Raw genomic sequence first — 16,834 nt, forward strand, 5'->3', positions numbered from 1 at the left:
CGCCGGCAATCCGGCGCTAAAGACAGGCTCTGAAACGAAAAAGGGGTTGCCGACTGGCAACCCCTTTTTTCACATCGGCACAGGCCAACTTAGGGTTTGTGCGCCCTCGACAGGAATTCGTGGGACTGCATCTCCAGCAGGCGGCTCAGGGTGCGCTGGAACTCGAAGTTCAGGCGCCCACCGCTGTACAGGTCCTTCAGCTCCACTTCGGCAGAGATGATCAGCTTGACGTTGCGGTCGTAGAACTCGTCCACCAGGTTGATGAAGCGGCGCGCCATGTCGTCCTTGGCCACACTCATCTGCTCGACGTTGGCCAGGATCACCGCGTGGTAGATCTTGCCCAGTTCGATGTAGTCGTTCTGGCTGCGCGGGCCGTCGCACAGCTCGCGGAACTCGAACCAGGCCACGTCGTCGCCTTCCTTGCGCGCCATGATCGCGCGGTTCTCGATCATCAGCGCCTTGTTCTCTTCCACCACGCAGTGCTCCGGCAGCAGGCTGCGGAAGCTCTTGTCCAGGCTGACCTCTGCCTCGGCATCCAGCGGCCAGTGGAACAGCTCGGCCTGCTCCAGGGCGCGCAGGCGGTAATCCACGCCACTGTCGACGTTGACCACGTCGGTGTACTGCTTGACCAGGGCGATCGCCGGCAGGAAACGCGCTCGCTGCAGGCCGTCCTTGTACAGGCCGTCCGGGACGATGTTGGAGGTCGCCACCAGGGTCACGCCGTTCTTGAACAGCTCGTCCAGCAGGGTGGCGAGGATCATCGCGTCGGTAATGTCGGATACGAAGAATTCGTCGAAGCAGATCACCCGCGCCTCGTCGGCGAAGCGCTTGCCGATGATGGTCAGCGGGTTTTTCTCGCCCTTGAGGGTCTTCATTTCCTCGTGCACGCGCTTCATGAAGCGGTGGAAGTGCGTGCGCATCTTCTGCGGAAACGGTAGCGCCTCGAAGAAGGTGTCGACCAGATAGGTCTTGCCGCGGCCGACCCCACCCCAGAAGTACAGGCCCTTGATCGGCTCCTGACGCTTCTTGGCGAACAGGCCACCGAACAGACCCGGCTTGCTCTTCGAGTCGGCTACCAGATCGTCGTACAGGCGCTGCAGATGACGCACGGCAGTTTCCTGGGCGGCGTCGTGGAAGAAGTCCGGCCGTTGCAGGTCGGCCTGGTAGCGCGCAAGAGGAGTCATGATGGGAAATTCGGTAACAAAAACGGGGCGGTCACTTTAGCGACGCACCCCGTGCTTGGCAATCTGTAGGAGCGAGCTCTGCTCGCGAAAGACATCGGCGTAGGACTTTTCGCGAGCAGAGCTCGCTCCTACACCGCACTTATTCCTGTGGTGCCAGCGCCTCACGCAGACGGGCAATGCCTGCGTCACGTGCGCCGGCATCGGCGAAGGCCGGGCTTTCGCCGATCAATTCGCCATCCAGCCACAGGGCGAAAGCCTCGCCCTGCTCGCGCACATCCAGCGCCTCGCCGGACTGCAGACGCTTGCTCGCCTGGCCCGCCGCCTTGCCATCGGCAAAGGACTTGGACAACAGCAGCTGCTCGCCAGCGGCGTCCAGCAGGCGGAAGCGGAAGCTGCCGTCTTCGTCGCGGAAGCTGACGAAGCGTGCGCTCTTGGCCGCCTTCTTCTTGCCGCCTTCGGCGCTTTGCGCCTGGCTGCGGAACGAACGCAGACCCACAGCCTCGCGCAGCTCGCCGAGGAACGGGGTGGCGGTCTTGCGCGCCTTGGCCGCACCGTCGAGCAGGATGTCCTCCAGATCGGCCGGGCGCTCGATCAGTGCGTGATAACGCTCGCGGGCCTCGCCCAGCTCGTTGTCGAGCAGCTGGAACAGGCGCTGCTTGGCCTCGCCCCAGGCCAGACCGGACAGCAGCTCGCTACGGAACTCGGCCTGCTGGGCCGGCGTGGCGAAGGCCTGGAACAGGGTGAACAGGTGCGAGTTGTCCGGGTCCTTGGATTCGCCCGGCAGCTTGGAGTCGGTGACGATGCGGGCGATGGCGTCCTTGAGCTGCTTGGCCGAGCCGAACAGCGGGATGGTGTTGTCGTAGCTCTTGCTCATCTTGCGCCCGTCGAGGCCGGGCAGGGTCGCCACTTCTTCCTCGATCACCGCTTCCGGCAGGGTGAACAGCTCCTTGCCTTGGCCAAACAGGTGATTGAAGCGCTGGCCGATGTCGCGGGCCATCTCCACGTGCTGGATCTGGTCACGACCGACCGGCACCTTGTGCGCGTTGAACATCAGGATGTCCGCCGCCATCAGCACCGGGTAGCTGAACAGGCCCATGGTGATGCCGGCATCCGGGTCTTCGCCCTGCTCGACGTTCTTGTCCACCGAGGCCTTGTAGGCGTGGGCGCGGTTAAGCAGGCCCTTGCCGGCAACGCAGGTGAGCAGCCAGCACAGCTCGGGAATCTCGGGAATATCGGACTGGCGATAGAAGGTCGCCCGGTTCACGTCCAGGCCGCAGGCCAGCCAGGTGGCGGCGATCTCCAGGCGCGAACGCTGGATACGCGCCGGCTCGTCGCACTTGATCAGCGCGTGGTAGTCGGCGAGGAAGTAGAACGAGTCGGCATCGGCCGCGCGGCTGGCGACGATGGCCGGGCGAATGGCGCCCGCGTAGTTGCCCAGGTGCGGGGTACCGGTGGTGGTGATGCCAGTCAGGATTCGGGTGGTCATGTTCGAATATCGCCGTACTTGAGCCTGTTTAGGATTTCGCGAGCTAGAGCCAGGCAAGGCAAAAACAGGCGAGGAAGCGGAGTTTACTAGTGGTAAATGAGCATTCCGAGCCTGTTTTTAACGCCGCATGGCCGACGCGCAGCAAATCATCAACAGGCTCAAAGACGTGGCTGCACCAGATCTTTCAGTTCAGGCAGCTTGCCGTGAAAAAAGTGGCCGCATTCTGCCACTTTCAGCAGCTCGTGGGCACGTGGCAGGGCGGTGGACCAGGCGTACACCACCTCGGGATCGATTACTTCGTCCTGCTCGGGCTGGATCACCACCAGCTCGCCGCCGTCCGGCAGACGCTCCGGCGCCTCCAGGCGCTGCACCGCCGGGGCGACAATGAACAGTCGCTCGACGGCAATGCCCTGCTGTTCCAGGCGCCCAGCGGTCGCCGCAGCGACGAAGCCGCCGAAGGAGAAGCCGCACAGCGTCAGCGGCAACTGCGGCTGCTGCGCGTGCAGCCAGTGCGCTGCCGCTTCGGCGTCATCCACTTCGCCGCTGCCCATGTCATGGCTGCCCGCGCTGGCACCGACACCGCGGTAATTGAAGCGCAGGGTGCTGTAACCCATGTCGCGCACCGCGCGCTGCAGTGTGGAGACCACCTTGTTGAGCATGGTGCCACCCTGCACCGGGTTGGGATGGCAGATCAGCGCCAGCCCCCTGGCATCCGGCACTTCGAGGTAGAGGGCTTCCAGTGGGCCGCAGGGGCCGTCGAGGGAAAGAGGGGTTTCGCGGATCAACTGCGGGAACTCCGTGACCCCGGATCGGGTCGACACGTCTTGGATAGGCACAACGCACAACACGGCTCGCAAGCGGTATACAGCGCGGTTTGGAGCCGCTACCGTAAAGCAAAGCCGTATAGAGAGGAAGGACTCGTGGAACAGACAATCACGCCCTGGTTGCTCCCCGCCATCGCCCTGCTGGCGGGCATCGCCGTCGGCTTTCTGGTGGCGCGCCTGCTGCCCAACGCCGCGCCCAATCGCACCCAGCGCCAGCTGGATGACATGCAGCAGCGCTTCGACTCCTACCAGAGCGAAGTGGTGACCCACTTCAACACCACCGCCAGCCTGGTGAAGAAGCTCACTCAGAGCTACCAGGAAGTGCAGGAGCACCTGTCCGAAGGCGCCAACCGCCTGGCCCTCGACGAACTGACCCGCCAGCGCCTGCTCGCCGCCCTGCAAACCGACGAAGGTGGCGAGAAACGCGAACGCCTGACCCCGCCGAAGAACAACGAAATGCCCAAGGACTACGCACCGAAAGCGCCGGATGCGCCGGGCACGCTGGACGAGACCTTCGGCCTCAAGCGTTGATCTGCGCTTAACCGCCGCGAAAAAGCCCCGCCCAGTGCGGGGCTTTTTTATAGCTATAAACCTGCGAGATCGCTCTTGTAGGAGCCAGCTTGCTGGCGATTGATCGACGTGTAGAGCTGATCGCCAGCAAGCTGGCTCCTACAGAACACGCATCGGGCGACAGACACCGGACGCGGTCGTCCCACACCAAGCACGGGCTGAGCGAGCGCGCACAAAAAAGCCCCACACCAGGCGGGGATTTTTTGAGTGCAGAGGCTTAGATCGCGCCGCGGCTACGCAGCAGATCGAGCACCTGCTTGACGCTCTCTTCCACCGACAGGCTCTGGGTGTCGATCACCAGATCGGCATTCAGCGGGATGTCGTACGGGAAGGACTCACCGGGGATATTGTCGCCACCGGCGGCATACAGGCCCTGCGGATCACGCTCGCGGCACGCGTCCGGCGAGGCCTGCACGTAGACGGTGAGCAGACGCTCATTGCCGATCAGCGCCTTGGCCTGTTCGCGGCCTTCGGCATCCGGGGCGACGAAGGCGGCCAGGGTCAGCAGGCCGGCTTCGTTGAACTGACGTGCCACGTGGGCGGCACGTCGCCAGTTCTCGGTACGCCCGGCGCGGTCCTGCGGCAGGCCCTTGTTCAGGTCATGGCGCAGGTTCTGGCCATCCAGCACGTACACGGCACGGCCCATGTCGAACAGCTTGCGCTCCACGGCGTAAGCCAGGGTGCTCTTGCCGGCGCCGGACAGGCCGCTGAACAGCACGGTGGCCGGTTGCTGGCCGAAGCGGGTAGCGCGCTCTTCGGTCGACACATGCGCCAGCTTGCCGTGGTGACCACCGGCCTGATGAGCTTGCGGCGCCGCGACGATCATGCCGGCACCGACAGTGCCGTTGGTCAGGCGGTCGATGACGATGAAGGCGCCGGTGGTGCGGTTCTGCGCGTAGCCATCGAGGGCAATCGGCGCGTCGAGGGCGATCTTGACCTTGCCGATCTCGTTGAGCTGCAGGCTGCTCGCCGGGCCTTCTTCCAGGGTGTTCACATCGACGCGGTGAGCGATGCCGGCAATCGAGCCCGGCACGTAGCTGGTGGCACGCTTGATGTCGTATTTCTTGCCCGGCAGCATCGGCTCTTCGGCCATCCACACCAGCATGGCGTCGAAGCTGTCGACCACCTGCGGACGGTTGTCGGCATGCACCAGCATGTCACCACGGGAGACATCGATTTCGTCTTCCAGGGTGATGGTAATCGCCTGGCCCGGACCGGCCTGTTCCAGCTCGCCTTCAAAGGTGACGATGGATTTGACCTTGCTGCCCTTGCCCGACGGCAGGGCGATGATTTCGTCGCCCTTGCGCACGATGCCGCTGGCCAGGGTGCCGGCAAAACCGCGGAAGTTCAGGTTCGGACGGTTGACGTACTGCACCGGGAAGCGCAGGTCGTCGAAGTTGCGATCGCCGGCGACTTCCACAGTCTCGAGGATTTCCATCAGCGACTGGCCGGTGTACCAGGGCGACTGCTCGCTCTTGTTGACCACGTTGTCGCCTTTCAGCGCCGACATCGGCACGAAGTGCATCGAGCTTGGCTTGAAAGCAATGCCTTCAACAAACGTCAGGTAATCGCTCTTGATCTGCTCAAACACGCCTTGATCGAAGCCTTTGAGGTCCATCTTGTTGACGGCGATGACGATGTGCTTGATGCCCAACAGCGAAGCAATAAAGCTGTGGCGCTTGGTCTGGGTCTGCACGCCATAACGCGCGTCGATCAGGATGATCGCCAGGTCGCAGTTGGACGCGCCGGTCGCCATGTTGCGGGTGTACTGCTCATGGCCAGGGGTGTCGGCAATGATGAACTTGCGTTTGGTGGTGCTGAAATAGCGGTACGCCACATCGATGGTGATGCCTTGCTCGCGCTCGGCTTGCAGACCGTCGACCAGCAGCGCCAGATCGATGTCTTCACCAGTGGTGCCGACTTTTTTCGAGTCTTTGGTGATGGCATCCAAGTGGTCTTCATAGATCATCTTGGAGTCATGCAGCAGGCGGCCGATCAGCGTGCTTTTGCCGTCATCGACGTTGCCGCAGGTCAGAAAGCGCAGCAGCTCTTTACGCTCGTGCTGGGCCAGGTAGGCGAGGATGTCCTCGCTGATCAGTTCGGATTGGTGCGACATATTAAAAGTACCCCTGACGTTTCTTCTCTTCCATCGAGCCGGAGGAGTCATGGTCGATAACTCGGCCTTGGCGCTCAGAGGTCTTGGCTAGCAGCATTTCCTGAATGATTTCCGGCAGGGTGCTGGCGGTGGATTCCACCGCGCCAGTCAGCGGGTAGCAACCCAGGGTGCGGAAGCGCACCATCTTTTTATGAATGCTGGCTTTTTGCTCAGGGGTAAGGTGTTCGAGGATGCGCTCGTCGTCGATCATGATCAGCGCGCCGTTCATCTCGATCACTTCGCGCTCTTCGGCGAAGTACAGCGGCACAATCGGGATGCTTTCCAGATAGATGTACTGCCAGATATCCAGCTCGGTCCAGTTGGACAGCGGGAATACACGGATCGACTCGCCTTTTTTGACGTTGCCGTTGTACACGTTCCACAGCTCGGGACGCTGGTTCTTCGGGTCCCAGCGGTGCTTGCTGTCGCGGAAGGAGTACACGCGCTCTTTAGCACGCGACTTCTCTTCGTCGCGGCGCGCGCCACCGAAGGCGGCATCGAAACCGTACTTGTCCAGCGCCTGCTTGAGACCCTCGGTCTTCATCACGTCAGTGTGCTTGGCACTGCCGTAGGTGAAGGGGTTCATGTCCTGCGCCACGCCGTCCGGATTGGTGTGGGTAATCAAGTCCAGGCCGTACTCTTTGACCATCTTCTCGCGGAAGCTGTACATCTCCTGGAATTTCCAGCGCGTATCGACGTGCATCACCGGGAACGGCAGCTTGCCGGGGAAGAACGCCTTGCGTGCCAGGTGCAGCATCACGGCAGAATCTTTACCGATGGAATACAGCATCACCGGGTTGTCGAATTCGGCGGCCACTTCACGAATGATGTGGATACTTTCCGCCTCGAGCTGTTTCAGGTGCGTCAGTTTATCGAGCATGGCTAATCACAGATCTGGGAGTGAACGGCCGGCGGGCCGTGGACGAGGGCGCACTCTAGCACAGCGCCATCTTCTATTCAGGCGGCTACTTAGATCGAAAGGTTCTAGTTTTATGCCCGAAGAATCAGCGCTTTAAATGGGGTTTGGGCAATCGATAAACAGGTGTTCCACGGCAAACCGCCGTGCCAGGTAGTCGCCTAGCGCCTGTATGCCGTAGCGCTCGGTGGCGTGGTGGCCGGCGGCGATAAAGCCGATACCATTCTCGCGGGCGCTGTGGAAAGTCTGCTCAGAGGCCTCGCCGGTCAGGTACAGGTCGACCCCGGCGGCGATGGCGTTGTCGATATAGCCCTGGCCGCCGCCGGTGCACCAGCCGATCTTGCGGATCATCCCCGCGCCTTCCACCAGCAATGGCTCGCGGCCCAGCACTTCCTGCACCCGGCGGGCGAAGTCGCGCGCACTCATGGGCTCGGCCAGCGAGCCGAGCAAACCGACAATCTTCGGGTTATCCGCATCGAGCGGGCCTTCGATGGTGATGTCGAGCTGTCGCGCCAGCTGCACGTTGTTGCCGACCTCGGCATGCAGGTCCAGCGGCAGGTGGTAGGCCAGCAGGCTGATGTCATTGCTCAGCAGGGTCTGCAGGCGGCGGCGCTTGATCCCGGTGATGCAGGCATCCTCGCCCTTCCAGAAGTAGCCGTGATGCACCAGCACCACGTCGGCCTCGGCCTCCACCGCAGCATCCAGTAACGCCTGGCTGGCGGTGACCCCACTGACGATACGGCGCACCTGCGGTCGGCCCTCGACCTGCAGGCCGTTGGGGCAGTAATCACTGATCCGTGCGGCATTCAGGAAGCGGTCGGCTTCCTCGACCAGGGTACGCAGTGCGATGGCCATCGGTTAATCCTCACAAGCTGTTGCGGGCACTGCTTTCTGGCGCAGCACCCCTCTATAATGCCGCCACCTTAAGGGCCGCCCCAGGCCCTCGCAACCCTCAGGATTTTCCCTCAATGCTCAAGGCCCTGCGTTTCTATGGCTGGCCCCTGGTGGTTGGCCTGCTGCTGGCGCTGCTGATCATCCAGCGCTACCCACAATGGGTCGGCCTGCCCAGCCAGGACGTCAACCTGCGCCAGGCGCCGCGCTACAGCATCGCCCAGGAAGGCCCGGTGTCCTACGCCGAGGCCGTGGGCCTGGCCGCGCCGGCCGTGGCCAACCTGTACACCACCAAAGTGGTGAGCAAAGCCAGCCACCCGCTGCTCGACGACCCGACCTTCCGGCGCTTCTTTGGCGACAACCTGCCCAAGCAGCGGCGCATGGAGTCGAGCCTGGGCTCGGCGGTGATCATGAGCCCGGAAGGCTATCTGCTGACCAACAACCATGTCACCGCAGGGGCCGACCAGATCATCGTTGCGCTCAAGGACGGCCGCGAGACCCTGGCACGGGTGATCGGCAGCGACCCGGAGACCGACCTGGCGGTGCTCAAGATCGACCTGAAGAATCTGCCGGCGATCACCCTCGGCCGCTCCGACCAGATCAACATCGGCGACGTCACCCTGGCCATCGGCAACCCCTTCGGCGTGGGCCAGACCGTGACCATGGGCATCATCAGCGCCACCGGGCGCAACCAGCTGGGCCTGAACACCTACGAGGACTTCATCCAGACCGACGCGGCGATCAACCCCGGCAACTCCGGTGGCGCGCTGGTCGATGCGCACGGCAACCTGATCGGCATCAACACCGCGATTTTCTCCAAGTCTGGCGGCTCCCAGGGCATTGGTTTCGCCATTCCGGTGAAGCTGGCCACCGAGGTGATGAAGGCGATCATCGAACAGGGCCAGGTGATCCGCGGCTGGCTGGGCATCGAGGTGCAACCGCTGACCCCGGAGCTGGCAGAATCCTTCGGCCTCGGCAGCCACTCGGGCATCCTGGTCGCCGGTATCTACCGCGACGGCCCGGCGCAGAAGGCCGGCCTGCAGCCAGGCGACCTGATCCTGACCATCGACGGTGAAGCGGCCATCGACGGGCGCCGCTCGATGAACCAGGTGGCGCGTGCCAAGCCCGGTGAGAAGGTGGCCATCGGCGTGCTGCGCGGTGGCGAAACCCTGGAGCTGACCGCCGAGATCGGCGTGCGCCCCCCGCAAAGCAACGAATAAAGAAAAAGCCCGGCAAATGCCGGGCTTTTTCTTGGGCCATTCGCCACAACGCCGCGGCGTACGAGCCAGCGCGCTTAACGGCGCAGCTTGGCGCAGTGATCCTGCGCCGGCATGGCGGCGGTGTACCAGACATAGTCGGCGCTGTCCGCCGCCACCGTCTTGCCGACTTCGGCCAGCACCAGCACCGCATTGCCCTGCGCGGTGCCCAGGTCGCTCAGGTGCAGCGGTACACCCAGATCCTTGCGCACATGGAAGGCCCCGGCCAGCAACACCGCCGGTTGCGGCGCGGCCAGCAGGCGCTCGGCCATGCGCCGGTCGCGCTGCTGCTGCACGGCGAGCATGGCTGGCAGCTGGCTTTCCGGCAGCAGGCCGCAATGCGATTCGCGGATATCGGCGAACAGTGCATCCTGCACCGCCGGGGTGGTGGCCATACCGCTCGGCAGCGTCGGCCGTTGCTGGTAGATGGCCATGATCTCGCTGCGTTCGAGGTTGGCCGCCAGCAGCGGATAGGGCTGGCGCAGCGCCTCACTGACCAGCGGTCCATACAGCGACCAGTCCCAGCCTGGCTGCCAGGCCAGTGCGCCGATCAGGTCGCGCGGCGCGTTACCGGCGCGGCTCTGCGCCTGCACGTCCGCCACCCGCGCCTGCTGGCTGGGCGTGAGCATTTCCAGCAGCAGGCTGCCTTGCTCGCGGCGCGCGGCCAGCTCACGCAGCAGCCAGAGTTGCAGGGCATGGTGGTCCGGATTGTCGTGCTGTTCGCCGACCAGCAGCCGCGGCGCCTTGGCCAGGCGCTCGACCAGCTGTTCGGGTGTCAGCCGCGCGCCACTGGCAAGATCGGCGATCTGGCCCAGCTGGAGATGATCACGCCCCTCGGGGGCAATCGGCGCGGGCGGCGGCACGCCACGGGACTGGCAGGCTGCCAGCAGGGCCATACAGCAGAGCAACAGGATTCGCATCATTCGTCCCTCATCAAATCGACAACTGTAGGAGCCAGCTTGCTGGCGATCAGCGGGGTGCAATCCGATCGCCAGTCGTAGCCCGGATGCAATCCGGGAGGGCCGTTCCCGGATTACATCCGGGCTACATAAATAGTCAGCGCGCCACGATCAGCGGATGGCCGCGTTCGGGGTGACGCTGGATCAGCACCTGCAGTCCGAATACCGCCTCCAGGGCGACGGCGTTCAGCACCTCATCCGGCGTGCCCAGCACATGCGGGCGCCCGCCTTGCAGCAGGAGCAGCCGGTCGCAGTAGCGCGCCGCCAGGTTGAGGTCATGCAGGATCACCATGACCGCCGCGCCACGCCCGGCAAAGTCGCGCACCGCCTGCAGGGTGGTGTGCTGGTGCAACGGATCGAGCATCGAAGTCGGCTCGTCGAGCAGCAGGGTCTGCCCCGCCGCGCCCGGCCACAACTGCGCCAGCACCCGCGCCAGGTGTACGCGCTGGCGCTCACCGCCGGACAACGCCAGGTAGCTGCGCCCCGCCAGGTGCGCGGCATCTGCCGCCTGCAGCGCGGCCGCGACGATCTCGGCATCGCGCACACGACCACTGGCGTGGGGCAGACGGCCCATGGCGACCACCTGCTCCACCGCGAAGGCGAAGTTCAGCGTCGAGCTTTGCGGCAGCACGGCCAACCGCTGCGCCCGTGCCTGCCCGGACCAGTCAGCCAGGCGCCGGCCATCCAGGCTGACCTCGCCGCGGGCCGCCGCCAGCTCACCACACAGGGCGCCGAGCAGGGTGCTCTTGCCGGCGCCGTTGGGGCCGAGCACGCCGAGCACTTCGCCGGGGCGCAGCTGCAGGTCGATATCCGCCAGCACCGTGCAAGGACCGCGCTGGACCGCCAGGTTGTTGGCCTGCAGCATCAGGTGCGCCCCCGTACCAGTAGATAGAGAAAGAACGGCGCGCCGAGCAGCGCGGTGACGATGCCGATCGGCAACTCCGCCGGGGCCAGCAACAGACGCGCGACCAGATCGGCCAGCAGCAACAGGCTGGCGCCGGCCAGCAGCGAAGCCGGCAGCAGCACACGGTGATCGGGGCCGACCAACAGGCGCATCAGGTGCGGCACCACCAGGCCGATGAAACCGATCAGCCCGGCCGCGGCCACGGCAGCACCGACGCCCAGAGCCGTACACAGCACCAGCTCCAGCTTGATCCGCTCGACCTCGAAGCCCAGGTGGCGCGCCTCCGACTCGCCAAGCAGCAGCGCATTCAGCGCCGCCGCCCGGCGCGGCAGCCACAGGGCCACGCCGACCGTCACCAGCAGCAGCGGCCACAGCCGCGAATAGCTGGCGCCGTTGAGGCTGCCGAGGTTCCAGAAAGTCAGGCTGCGCAGGGTGGCGTCATCGGCCAGGTAGGTGAACAGACCCACGCCGGCGCCGGCCATGGCGGTCATCGCCACCCCGGCCAGGAGCATGGTGGCGACATGGGTCTGCCCGTCGCGGCGACCGAAGCGGTAGACCACCGCAGTCACCGCCAGCCCGCCGGCAAAAGCGCAGACCGACAGCAGATAGGGCGCGAAAGCTGGCGACAGGCCGCCCAGGTAGCTGCCACCGACAATCGCGATGGCCGCGCCCAAGGCAGCGCCACCCGACACCCCGACCAGACCGGGATCGGCCAGCGGGTTGCGGAATAGGCCCTGCATAGCCACCCCGGACAGCGCCAGCACGGCGCCCACGGCCAGACCGAGCAGGCTACGCGGCAGGCGGATCTGCCCGAGGATCAGCTCGGCCTGCTGCAAACCCTCGCCCTCCAGCGGCACGCCGAGCAGGCGCAGCGCCGCGTACAGGGTATCGGCCAGCGGCAGGCTGACCGGGCCCAGTGCCAGGGACAGCCACAGCGCCAACAGCAGCAACAAGCCCAGGCCGATCAGCAGTGGACGGGGTCGAACAATGGCGGTCATGGGCGGTTTTCGGCAGTCAGGGGGTGCGCGGAAGGATAAAAGGCTGCCGCCAGTACCGCCAGCGCATCCGGCACTCGCGGCCCCAGGCCACCGACCAACAGGGTCGGGTCGAGATCGAGAAGGCGCCCGTCACGGCCGGCCTGGGTCTGCGCCAGGGCTGGGTTCTGTTCGAGCAGGGCGGCACGCGCAGCCTCCCCGGCAAGACTGCGGTCAGCGAAGATCACCACCTGCGGGTCCAGCGCCAGCAGCGCTTCGCTGGAGATCGGCTTGTAGCCCTGATGCTCGCCGAGGTTGTGCCCGCCGGCCTGGGTAATCAGCCAGGCGGCCAGGGTGTCCTTACCGGCCATCAGGGTGTTGCTGCCGACATGGCCGAGCAGCATCAGCACCCGCGGCGCCTGCTGCTGACGTTGCGCCTGATTGACCCAGGCGGCCTGACGCTGCAGGCGCTTACGGTAGGTATCCATGCTGGCCTGCGCCTGCTGCGGCGTACCGAGCAGTTGTCCCAGTCGCTGCAGGTTGTGCTCGAGGGTGTTCAGGCTGGCCTGCGCCGAAAGCAGCTCGACTTGCACACCAGCCGCCTTGAGTTGCTCCAACACCGGTGGCGGGCCCATTTCCTCGCTGCCGAGCAGCAGATCCGGACGCAGGGCCAATACGCCTTCGGCAGCCAGCTGACGCTGATAGCCAACCCCCGGCAACTGGCGCAGGGACTGCGGGTACTGGCTGGTGCTGTCGACCCCGACCAGCTTGCTTTCACCACCCAGGGCCACCACCCACTCGCTGAGCGAGCCACCGGCACTGACCCAGCGTTGCGGCAAGACTTCGGCGGCTGCCAGCGCCGAGCTGAACAGCAGGCCAGCACAGGCGCCGACCATGAATTTGCCTGGATACATTGGTCTTCCCCCTATTCGCTCAGGGCCACGGCGAGTTCCGCCAGGGCACGCCAGTCGGTAAGTTCGGGGATGCCCGGCTTGCGCGCACCGAACAGCTGCAGCACCAGCTCACCGTCGGCATCGAAGGCTTCCCAGCTAGTGATCACCCCATCACTGCTCGGCTTGCGTACGCGCCACAGTTCGACCACACCGGTGGTTTTCAGGTGCAGGTTGAACTCCGGGTCGAGCACGTTGAACCAGCTGCCCATCCAGCGCAGGTTGTTCACCGGCCCGGAGTGGATCTGGATGCAGTGCTGGTTGCCGACGAACACCATGATCGGCACCTCGCCACTGGCGGCGCCCTCCAGCAGCTTGGGCAGCTCAGCGCAGTCCAGCGGTTCGGCCCATTCGCGACCAGCCAGGCGCAGGGCCTGGGTGCGGGTCAGCGTATGGCGCTTGAGCATGGCGAAGAAGTGGTGAGTGTCCTGCAGCGCGGCCCAGTCGGTACGCAGGGCGGATACATCCACCTCGACATCGGCACGCGGTGCGGCACGTTCAGCCAGCGCCTGCAGATCCAATTCGGCGCTCTGCTGCTCGGCGCGGAAACGCTCGACCAGCGGCGCCCAGGCGCTCAGTTCACTCCGTTCGGTGAGAAACACCTTGTGTACGGCCAGGCCCTGGCGGTCGAACACCTGAATGCTGCGCTGGGTGCCACGCGCGGTGTCTTCGGCGACGGCGAACACGCTGGCCCAGCCGCCGAGGAACAGGCGCAGGTCGATATCGGCCGATACCACCAGGCCCATCTGCCCGTTCGCCATCACCGACACCTCGCGGTAATTGCCCTTGCGCTCATGCACGCAATGCTCGTTGCGGGTCAGCGCCATGATGTAGCCCAACTCACCGAGCGCCGGCAGCAGCGCGGCCCAGTCGGTACGCAGGCGCACGGCATCGATACCCAGGCGGCAGGCGGTCAGCTCACCTTCGCTGACACCCAGCTTGGCGGCCGCGTCGCGGGCACGCAGGCCGGCTTGCTCGGCGCGCAGGCGCTGCCAGGCCTGATACAGCGAGGCCGGCGAAGTGTGAGGAGTGGAATTGGCAATGTTCATGGCGAGTCCTTCTCGATCTGAAGTCTGTTCACGGCGGGGGCAGCACCACCCCTCCCGACCGCAATGGTCGGGCAAGGGGTAACCCGCCAGGTCGGCGCAGACTACACCAACAAGAATGAAACTCCAATGTTATTGATAACTATTTGCATTCAATAATGAATTTCCATTACCTTGCAGCCCGCCAAATCACCTGGCCATCAAGAGCCACTCAGCGGGAGTAATCGCATGTCCACCCCACCCTTCGCCCTGCGCCCATGGATGGCGCTGCTGTTGCTAAGCCCGGCCCTAGCGCTGGCACAGACCACCGGCAAGCAGGACAGCAGCACCGAACTGGCAGCCACCCGGATCACCGGCGCGGCCGTGCAAGAGAGCCTGCCGACCACCACCAGCACCAGCGCCGCAACCCTCGAAGAGCGGCAGATCCGCAGCTTCGATGACCTCGGGCGGCGCGCCGAGCCTGGGGTGAACTACAGCCGCACCACGGAAAGCATCAACATCCGCGGCCTGGATCGCGACCGCGTGCTGACCACCCTCGACGGCATCCGCGTACCCTGGCTGACCGATGGCGCACGCAGCCAGGGCCCGACCGGCGGCGCCCAGGGCGGCCTCGACTCGATCGACTTCAACGGCCTGTCCTCGGTGGATATCGTGCGCGGCGCCAACTCCAGCCAGGCCGGTTCAGGCGCTCTCGGTGGCGCGGTGCAGCTGTTCACCCTCAACCCGGACGACCTGCTGCAGGGCGGCAAGAACTTCGGCAGCCTGATCAAGAGCGACTACGACAGCGTCGATGACAGCTGGGGCCTGAATGCCGCCGTCGCCGGCCGTGTGCAGGACACCGCCTGGCTGCTGCAGGCTGGCCAGCGCCAAGGCCATGAACTGGAAAGCAGTGGCGACGACAACCTCTACGGCACCGCGCGCACCGCTGCCAACCCGGCCGACACCGAGCAGCAGAGCCTGCTGATCAAACTGCAGCAGCGCTTCGACGGCGGCCACAAGCTCGGTTTCACCGGCGAGATATTCCAGCGCGAGAACGACATCGACAGCCGCACCAACCAGGGCAGCACCTACCTGGAGGGTGAGAACAGTACCGTCGAGCACAACAAGCGCCAGCGCCTGTCCGCCGACTACGAGTACCTGGCCGAAGATAGCAACGGCCTGATCGACAGCGCCCATGCCATCGCCTACTGGCAGAAGCTGCGCCGCCATGACGACCAGACCGGCATCCGCAGCCTCAGCGATTCGCGTGCAGGGATTCCCGACTTCCTGTTCTTCGGCCTGCCGGGCAACCCGTACAAATACCCGAGCGGCGCCTTCGGCCGCGACAACCAGATCGAGAAGGAGCTGTACGGGGTATCCGGCGACATCGGCAAGACCCTCGAAATCGCCGGCCTGGCGAACAAGCTGACCCTCGGCGGCGAGCTGTACCAGATCAACACCGAACAGGTCTCCGAGGGTTACGACAACTGCCCGGGCTTCACCATCGACCCCAGTCATCCGATGTACATGGGGCCGACCGCCTGCGACTTCCTGCACACCAACCAGGCCGACATGCCCAAGGCCGAGGGCAGCCAGTGGGCACTCTATGTCAGCGATGAAATCAGCCTGGCCGACGGCCGCGTCAAGGTGACTCCGGGTCTGCGCTACGACGCCTATCAGCAGGACCCGCAGGCGACCCGCGACTTCAGCAACAACATCAACCCGGCGAACAGCGGCACCCTGCAGACCAGCAAGGACCACAAACTCTCCGCCAGCCTGCTGACTACCTGGCAGGCGGCTGACGAAGTGCTGCTGTACGCCCAGTGGGCGCAGGGCTTCAAGGCCCCCGACGCGACCCAGCTGTACATGAACTACGGCGCCGAAGGCAGCTACCTGCGCGTCGGCAACGCCGACCTCAAGCCCGAGGAAAGCAACGGCTACGAGATCGGTGCGCAGCTGGGCAACGACAAACTGGGCGGCTCGCTGAGTCTGTTCGACAACCACTACAAGAACTTCATCGATGACGACGTCACCCTGGACGCCGCGACCATCGCCAGGCTCGGCCTGGATCCGGCCAACTACCCCTACGGCGTGACCCGTACCGAGAACCGCGCCAAGGTGCAGATCTACGGCGCCGAAGCCACCGCCCACTGGGAGTTCGTGCCGCACTGGAAAGTCTGGGGCTCGCTGGCCTGGGCCAACGGCGAGGACCGTGAAAGCAACCAGCGCCTCAGCTCGGTGGCACCGCTCACCAGCCTGCTCGGCCTGAGCTACGAACAGGAACGCTACGGCGCCGACCTGATGCTGCGCGCGGCGGCCGCACGCAACCAGGTCGAGAACGACGGCGACTTCAAGGCGCCCGGCTATGGCGTGGTCGACCTGAGCGGCTACTGGCAGCCGGCCGAACTGGATGGCGTGAAGTTCCAGGCCGGCCTGTTCAACCTGCTCGACAAGCAGTACTGGAACGCGCTGAACGTACCGACCGGCAGCCTGACCCAGCCGGACGACTACTACAGCGAAGCCGGTCGCAGCTTCCGCGTCTCGGCGTCCTGGCAGTACTGAGTAGCAGGCACGCTAAAGCGCGCTTTGCTCCCCTCTCCCATTCATGGGAGAGGGGCCGGGGGAGAGGGCCGGGCCAAAGGAAACAAGGGCCATACCCTCTCCCTAACCCTCTCCCGTAAACGGGAGAGGGGATTAAAAGCCCAGCTGTTCGCGCAAGGACGCGCGCCCTACCCCATCG

At 65.0% G+C, this 16,834-nt stretch carries 14 protein-coding genes; 3 read left to right on the forward strand and 11 right to left on the reverse strand.

Annotated features, from left to right (window positions below; translation table 11 throughout):
* Positions 1 to 89 precede the first annotated feature (89 nt).
* The 3 genes from zapE to HNE05_RS16405 form a co-directional block, all read right to left on the reverse strand.
* Positions 90 to 1,184, reverse strand: coding sequence for a cell division protein ZapE (zapE, locus tag HNE05_RS16395; RefSeq protein ID WP_173209314.1), 1,095 nt, complete (start codon positions 1,182 to 1,184; stop codon positions 90 to 92).
* 139 nt (positions 1,185 to 1,323) lie between these two features.
* Entirely contained in the window at positions 1,324 to 2,670 is a 1,347-nt protein-coding gene (locus tag HNE05_RS16400; RefSeq protein ID WP_173209316.1) for a tryptophan--tRNA ligase, read from the reverse strand.
* Positions 2,671 to 2,828: 158 nt separating this feature from the next.
* The gene (locus HNE05_RS16405) at positions 2,829 to 3,452 is read right to left on the reverse strand and encodes an alpha/beta hydrolase (protein ID WP_173211710.1); all 624 of its coding nucleotides are present in this window, start codon (positions 3,450 to 3,452) and stop codon (positions 2,829 to 2,831) included.
* 138 nt (positions 3,453 to 3,590) lie between these two features.
* Between HNE05_RS16405 and HNE05_RS16410 the strand changes: the two genes are divergently transcribed.
* The gene (locus HNE05_RS16410; protein ID WP_173209318.1) at positions 3,591 to 4,025 is read left to right on the forward strand and encodes a Z-ring associated ZapG family protein; all 435 of its coding nucleotides are present in this window, start codon (positions 3,591 to 3,593) and stop codon (positions 4,023 to 4,025) included.
* A gap of 256 nt (positions 4,026 to 4,281) precedes the next feature.
* Here the strand turns inward: HNE05_RS16410 and cysN are convergent, their stop codons facing one another.
* The 3 genes from cysN to HNE05_RS16425 form a co-directional block, all read right to left on the reverse strand.
* Positions 4,282 to 6,180, reverse strand: a complete 1,899-nt coding sequence (gene cysN, locus HNE05_RS16415) for a sulfate adenylyltransferase subunit CysN (RefSeq protein ID WP_173209320.1) — start codon at positions 6,178 to 6,180, stop codon at positions 4,282 to 4,284.
* A gap of 1 nt (position 6,181) precedes the next feature.
* Positions 6,182 to 7,099 carry a sulfate adenylyltransferase subunit CysD gene (cysD, locus tag HNE05_RS16420; protein ID WP_173209323.1) on the reverse strand — a complete coding sequence of 306 codons (918 nt, stop codon included), beginning with the start codon at positions 7,097 to 7,099 and terminating at the stop codon, positions 6,182 to 6,184.
* 132 nt (positions 7,100 to 7,231) lie between these two features.
* Positions 7,232 to 7,990, reverse strand: a complete 759-nt coding sequence (locus HNE05_RS16425) for a Nif3-like dinuclear metal center hexameric protein (RefSeq protein WP_173209325.1) — start codon at positions 7,988 to 7,990, stop codon at positions 7,232 to 7,234.
* Between the two features lie 113 nt (positions 7,991 to 8,103).
* Between HNE05_RS16425 and algW the strand changes: the two genes are divergently transcribed.
* Entirely contained in the window at positions 8,104 to 9,246 is a 1,143-nt protein-coding gene (algW, locus tag HNE05_RS16430; protein WP_173209328.1) for a Do family serine endopeptidase AlgW, read from the forward strand.
* 74 nt (positions 9,247 to 9,320) lie between these two features.
* Here algW and HNE05_RS16435 read toward each other — a convergent pair whose 3' ends face one another.
* From HNE05_RS16435 to HNE05_RS16455, 5 genes are all read right to left on the reverse strand, one after another.
* Positions 9,321 to 10,202, reverse strand: a complete 882-nt coding sequence (locus HNE05_RS16435) for a ChaN family lipoprotein (protein ID WP_173211711.1) — start codon at positions 10,200 to 10,202, stop codon at positions 9,321 to 9,323.
* Positions 10,203 to 10,338: 136 nt separating this feature from the next.
* Positions 10,339 to 11,106, reverse strand: a complete 768-nt coding sequence (locus HNE05_RS16440) for a heme ABC transporter ATP-binding protein (RefSeq protein WP_173209330.1) — start codon at positions 11,104 to 11,106, stop codon at positions 10,339 to 10,341.
* The gene (locus HNE05_RS16445) at positions 11,106 to 12,143 is read right to left on the reverse strand and encodes a FecCD family ABC transporter permease (protein WP_420826974.1); all 1,038 of its coding nucleotides are present in this window, start codon (positions 12,141 to 12,143) and stop codon (positions 11,106 to 11,108) included. Before HNE05_RS16445 ends, HNE05_RS16440 begins: the two co-directional genes overlap by 1 nt.
* Positions 12,140 to 13,033, reverse strand: a complete 894-nt coding sequence (locus tag HNE05_RS16450; protein ID WP_173209332.1) for a heme/hemin ABC transporter substrate-binding protein — start codon at positions 13,031 to 13,033, stop codon at positions 12,140 to 12,142. The genes HNE05_RS16445 and HNE05_RS16450 overlap by 4 nt, the downstream gene beginning before the upstream one ends.
* Before the next feature lie 11 nt (positions 13,034 to 13,044).
* A complete protein-coding gene (locus tag HNE05_RS16455) occupies positions 13,045 to 14,118 on the reverse strand; it encodes a hemin-degrading factor (RefSeq protein WP_173209334.1) in 1,074 nt (357 codons plus the stop codon).
* Between the two features lie 225 nt (positions 14,119 to 14,343).
* Here HNE05_RS16455 and HNE05_RS16460 point away from each other — a divergent pair, with 225 nt between their 5' ends.
* Entirely contained in the window at positions 14,344 to 16,656 is a 2,313-nt protein-coding gene (locus HNE05_RS16460) for a TonB-dependent hemoglobin/transferrin/lactoferrin family receptor (protein WP_173209335.1), read from the forward strand.
* Positions 16,657 to 16,834: the final 178 nt, after the last annotated feature.

Source organism: Pseudomonas campi, assembly GCF_013200955.2.
GTDB lineage: Bacteria > Pseudomonadota > Gammaproteobacteria > Pseudomonadales > Pseudomonadaceae > Aquipseudomonas > Aquipseudomonas campi.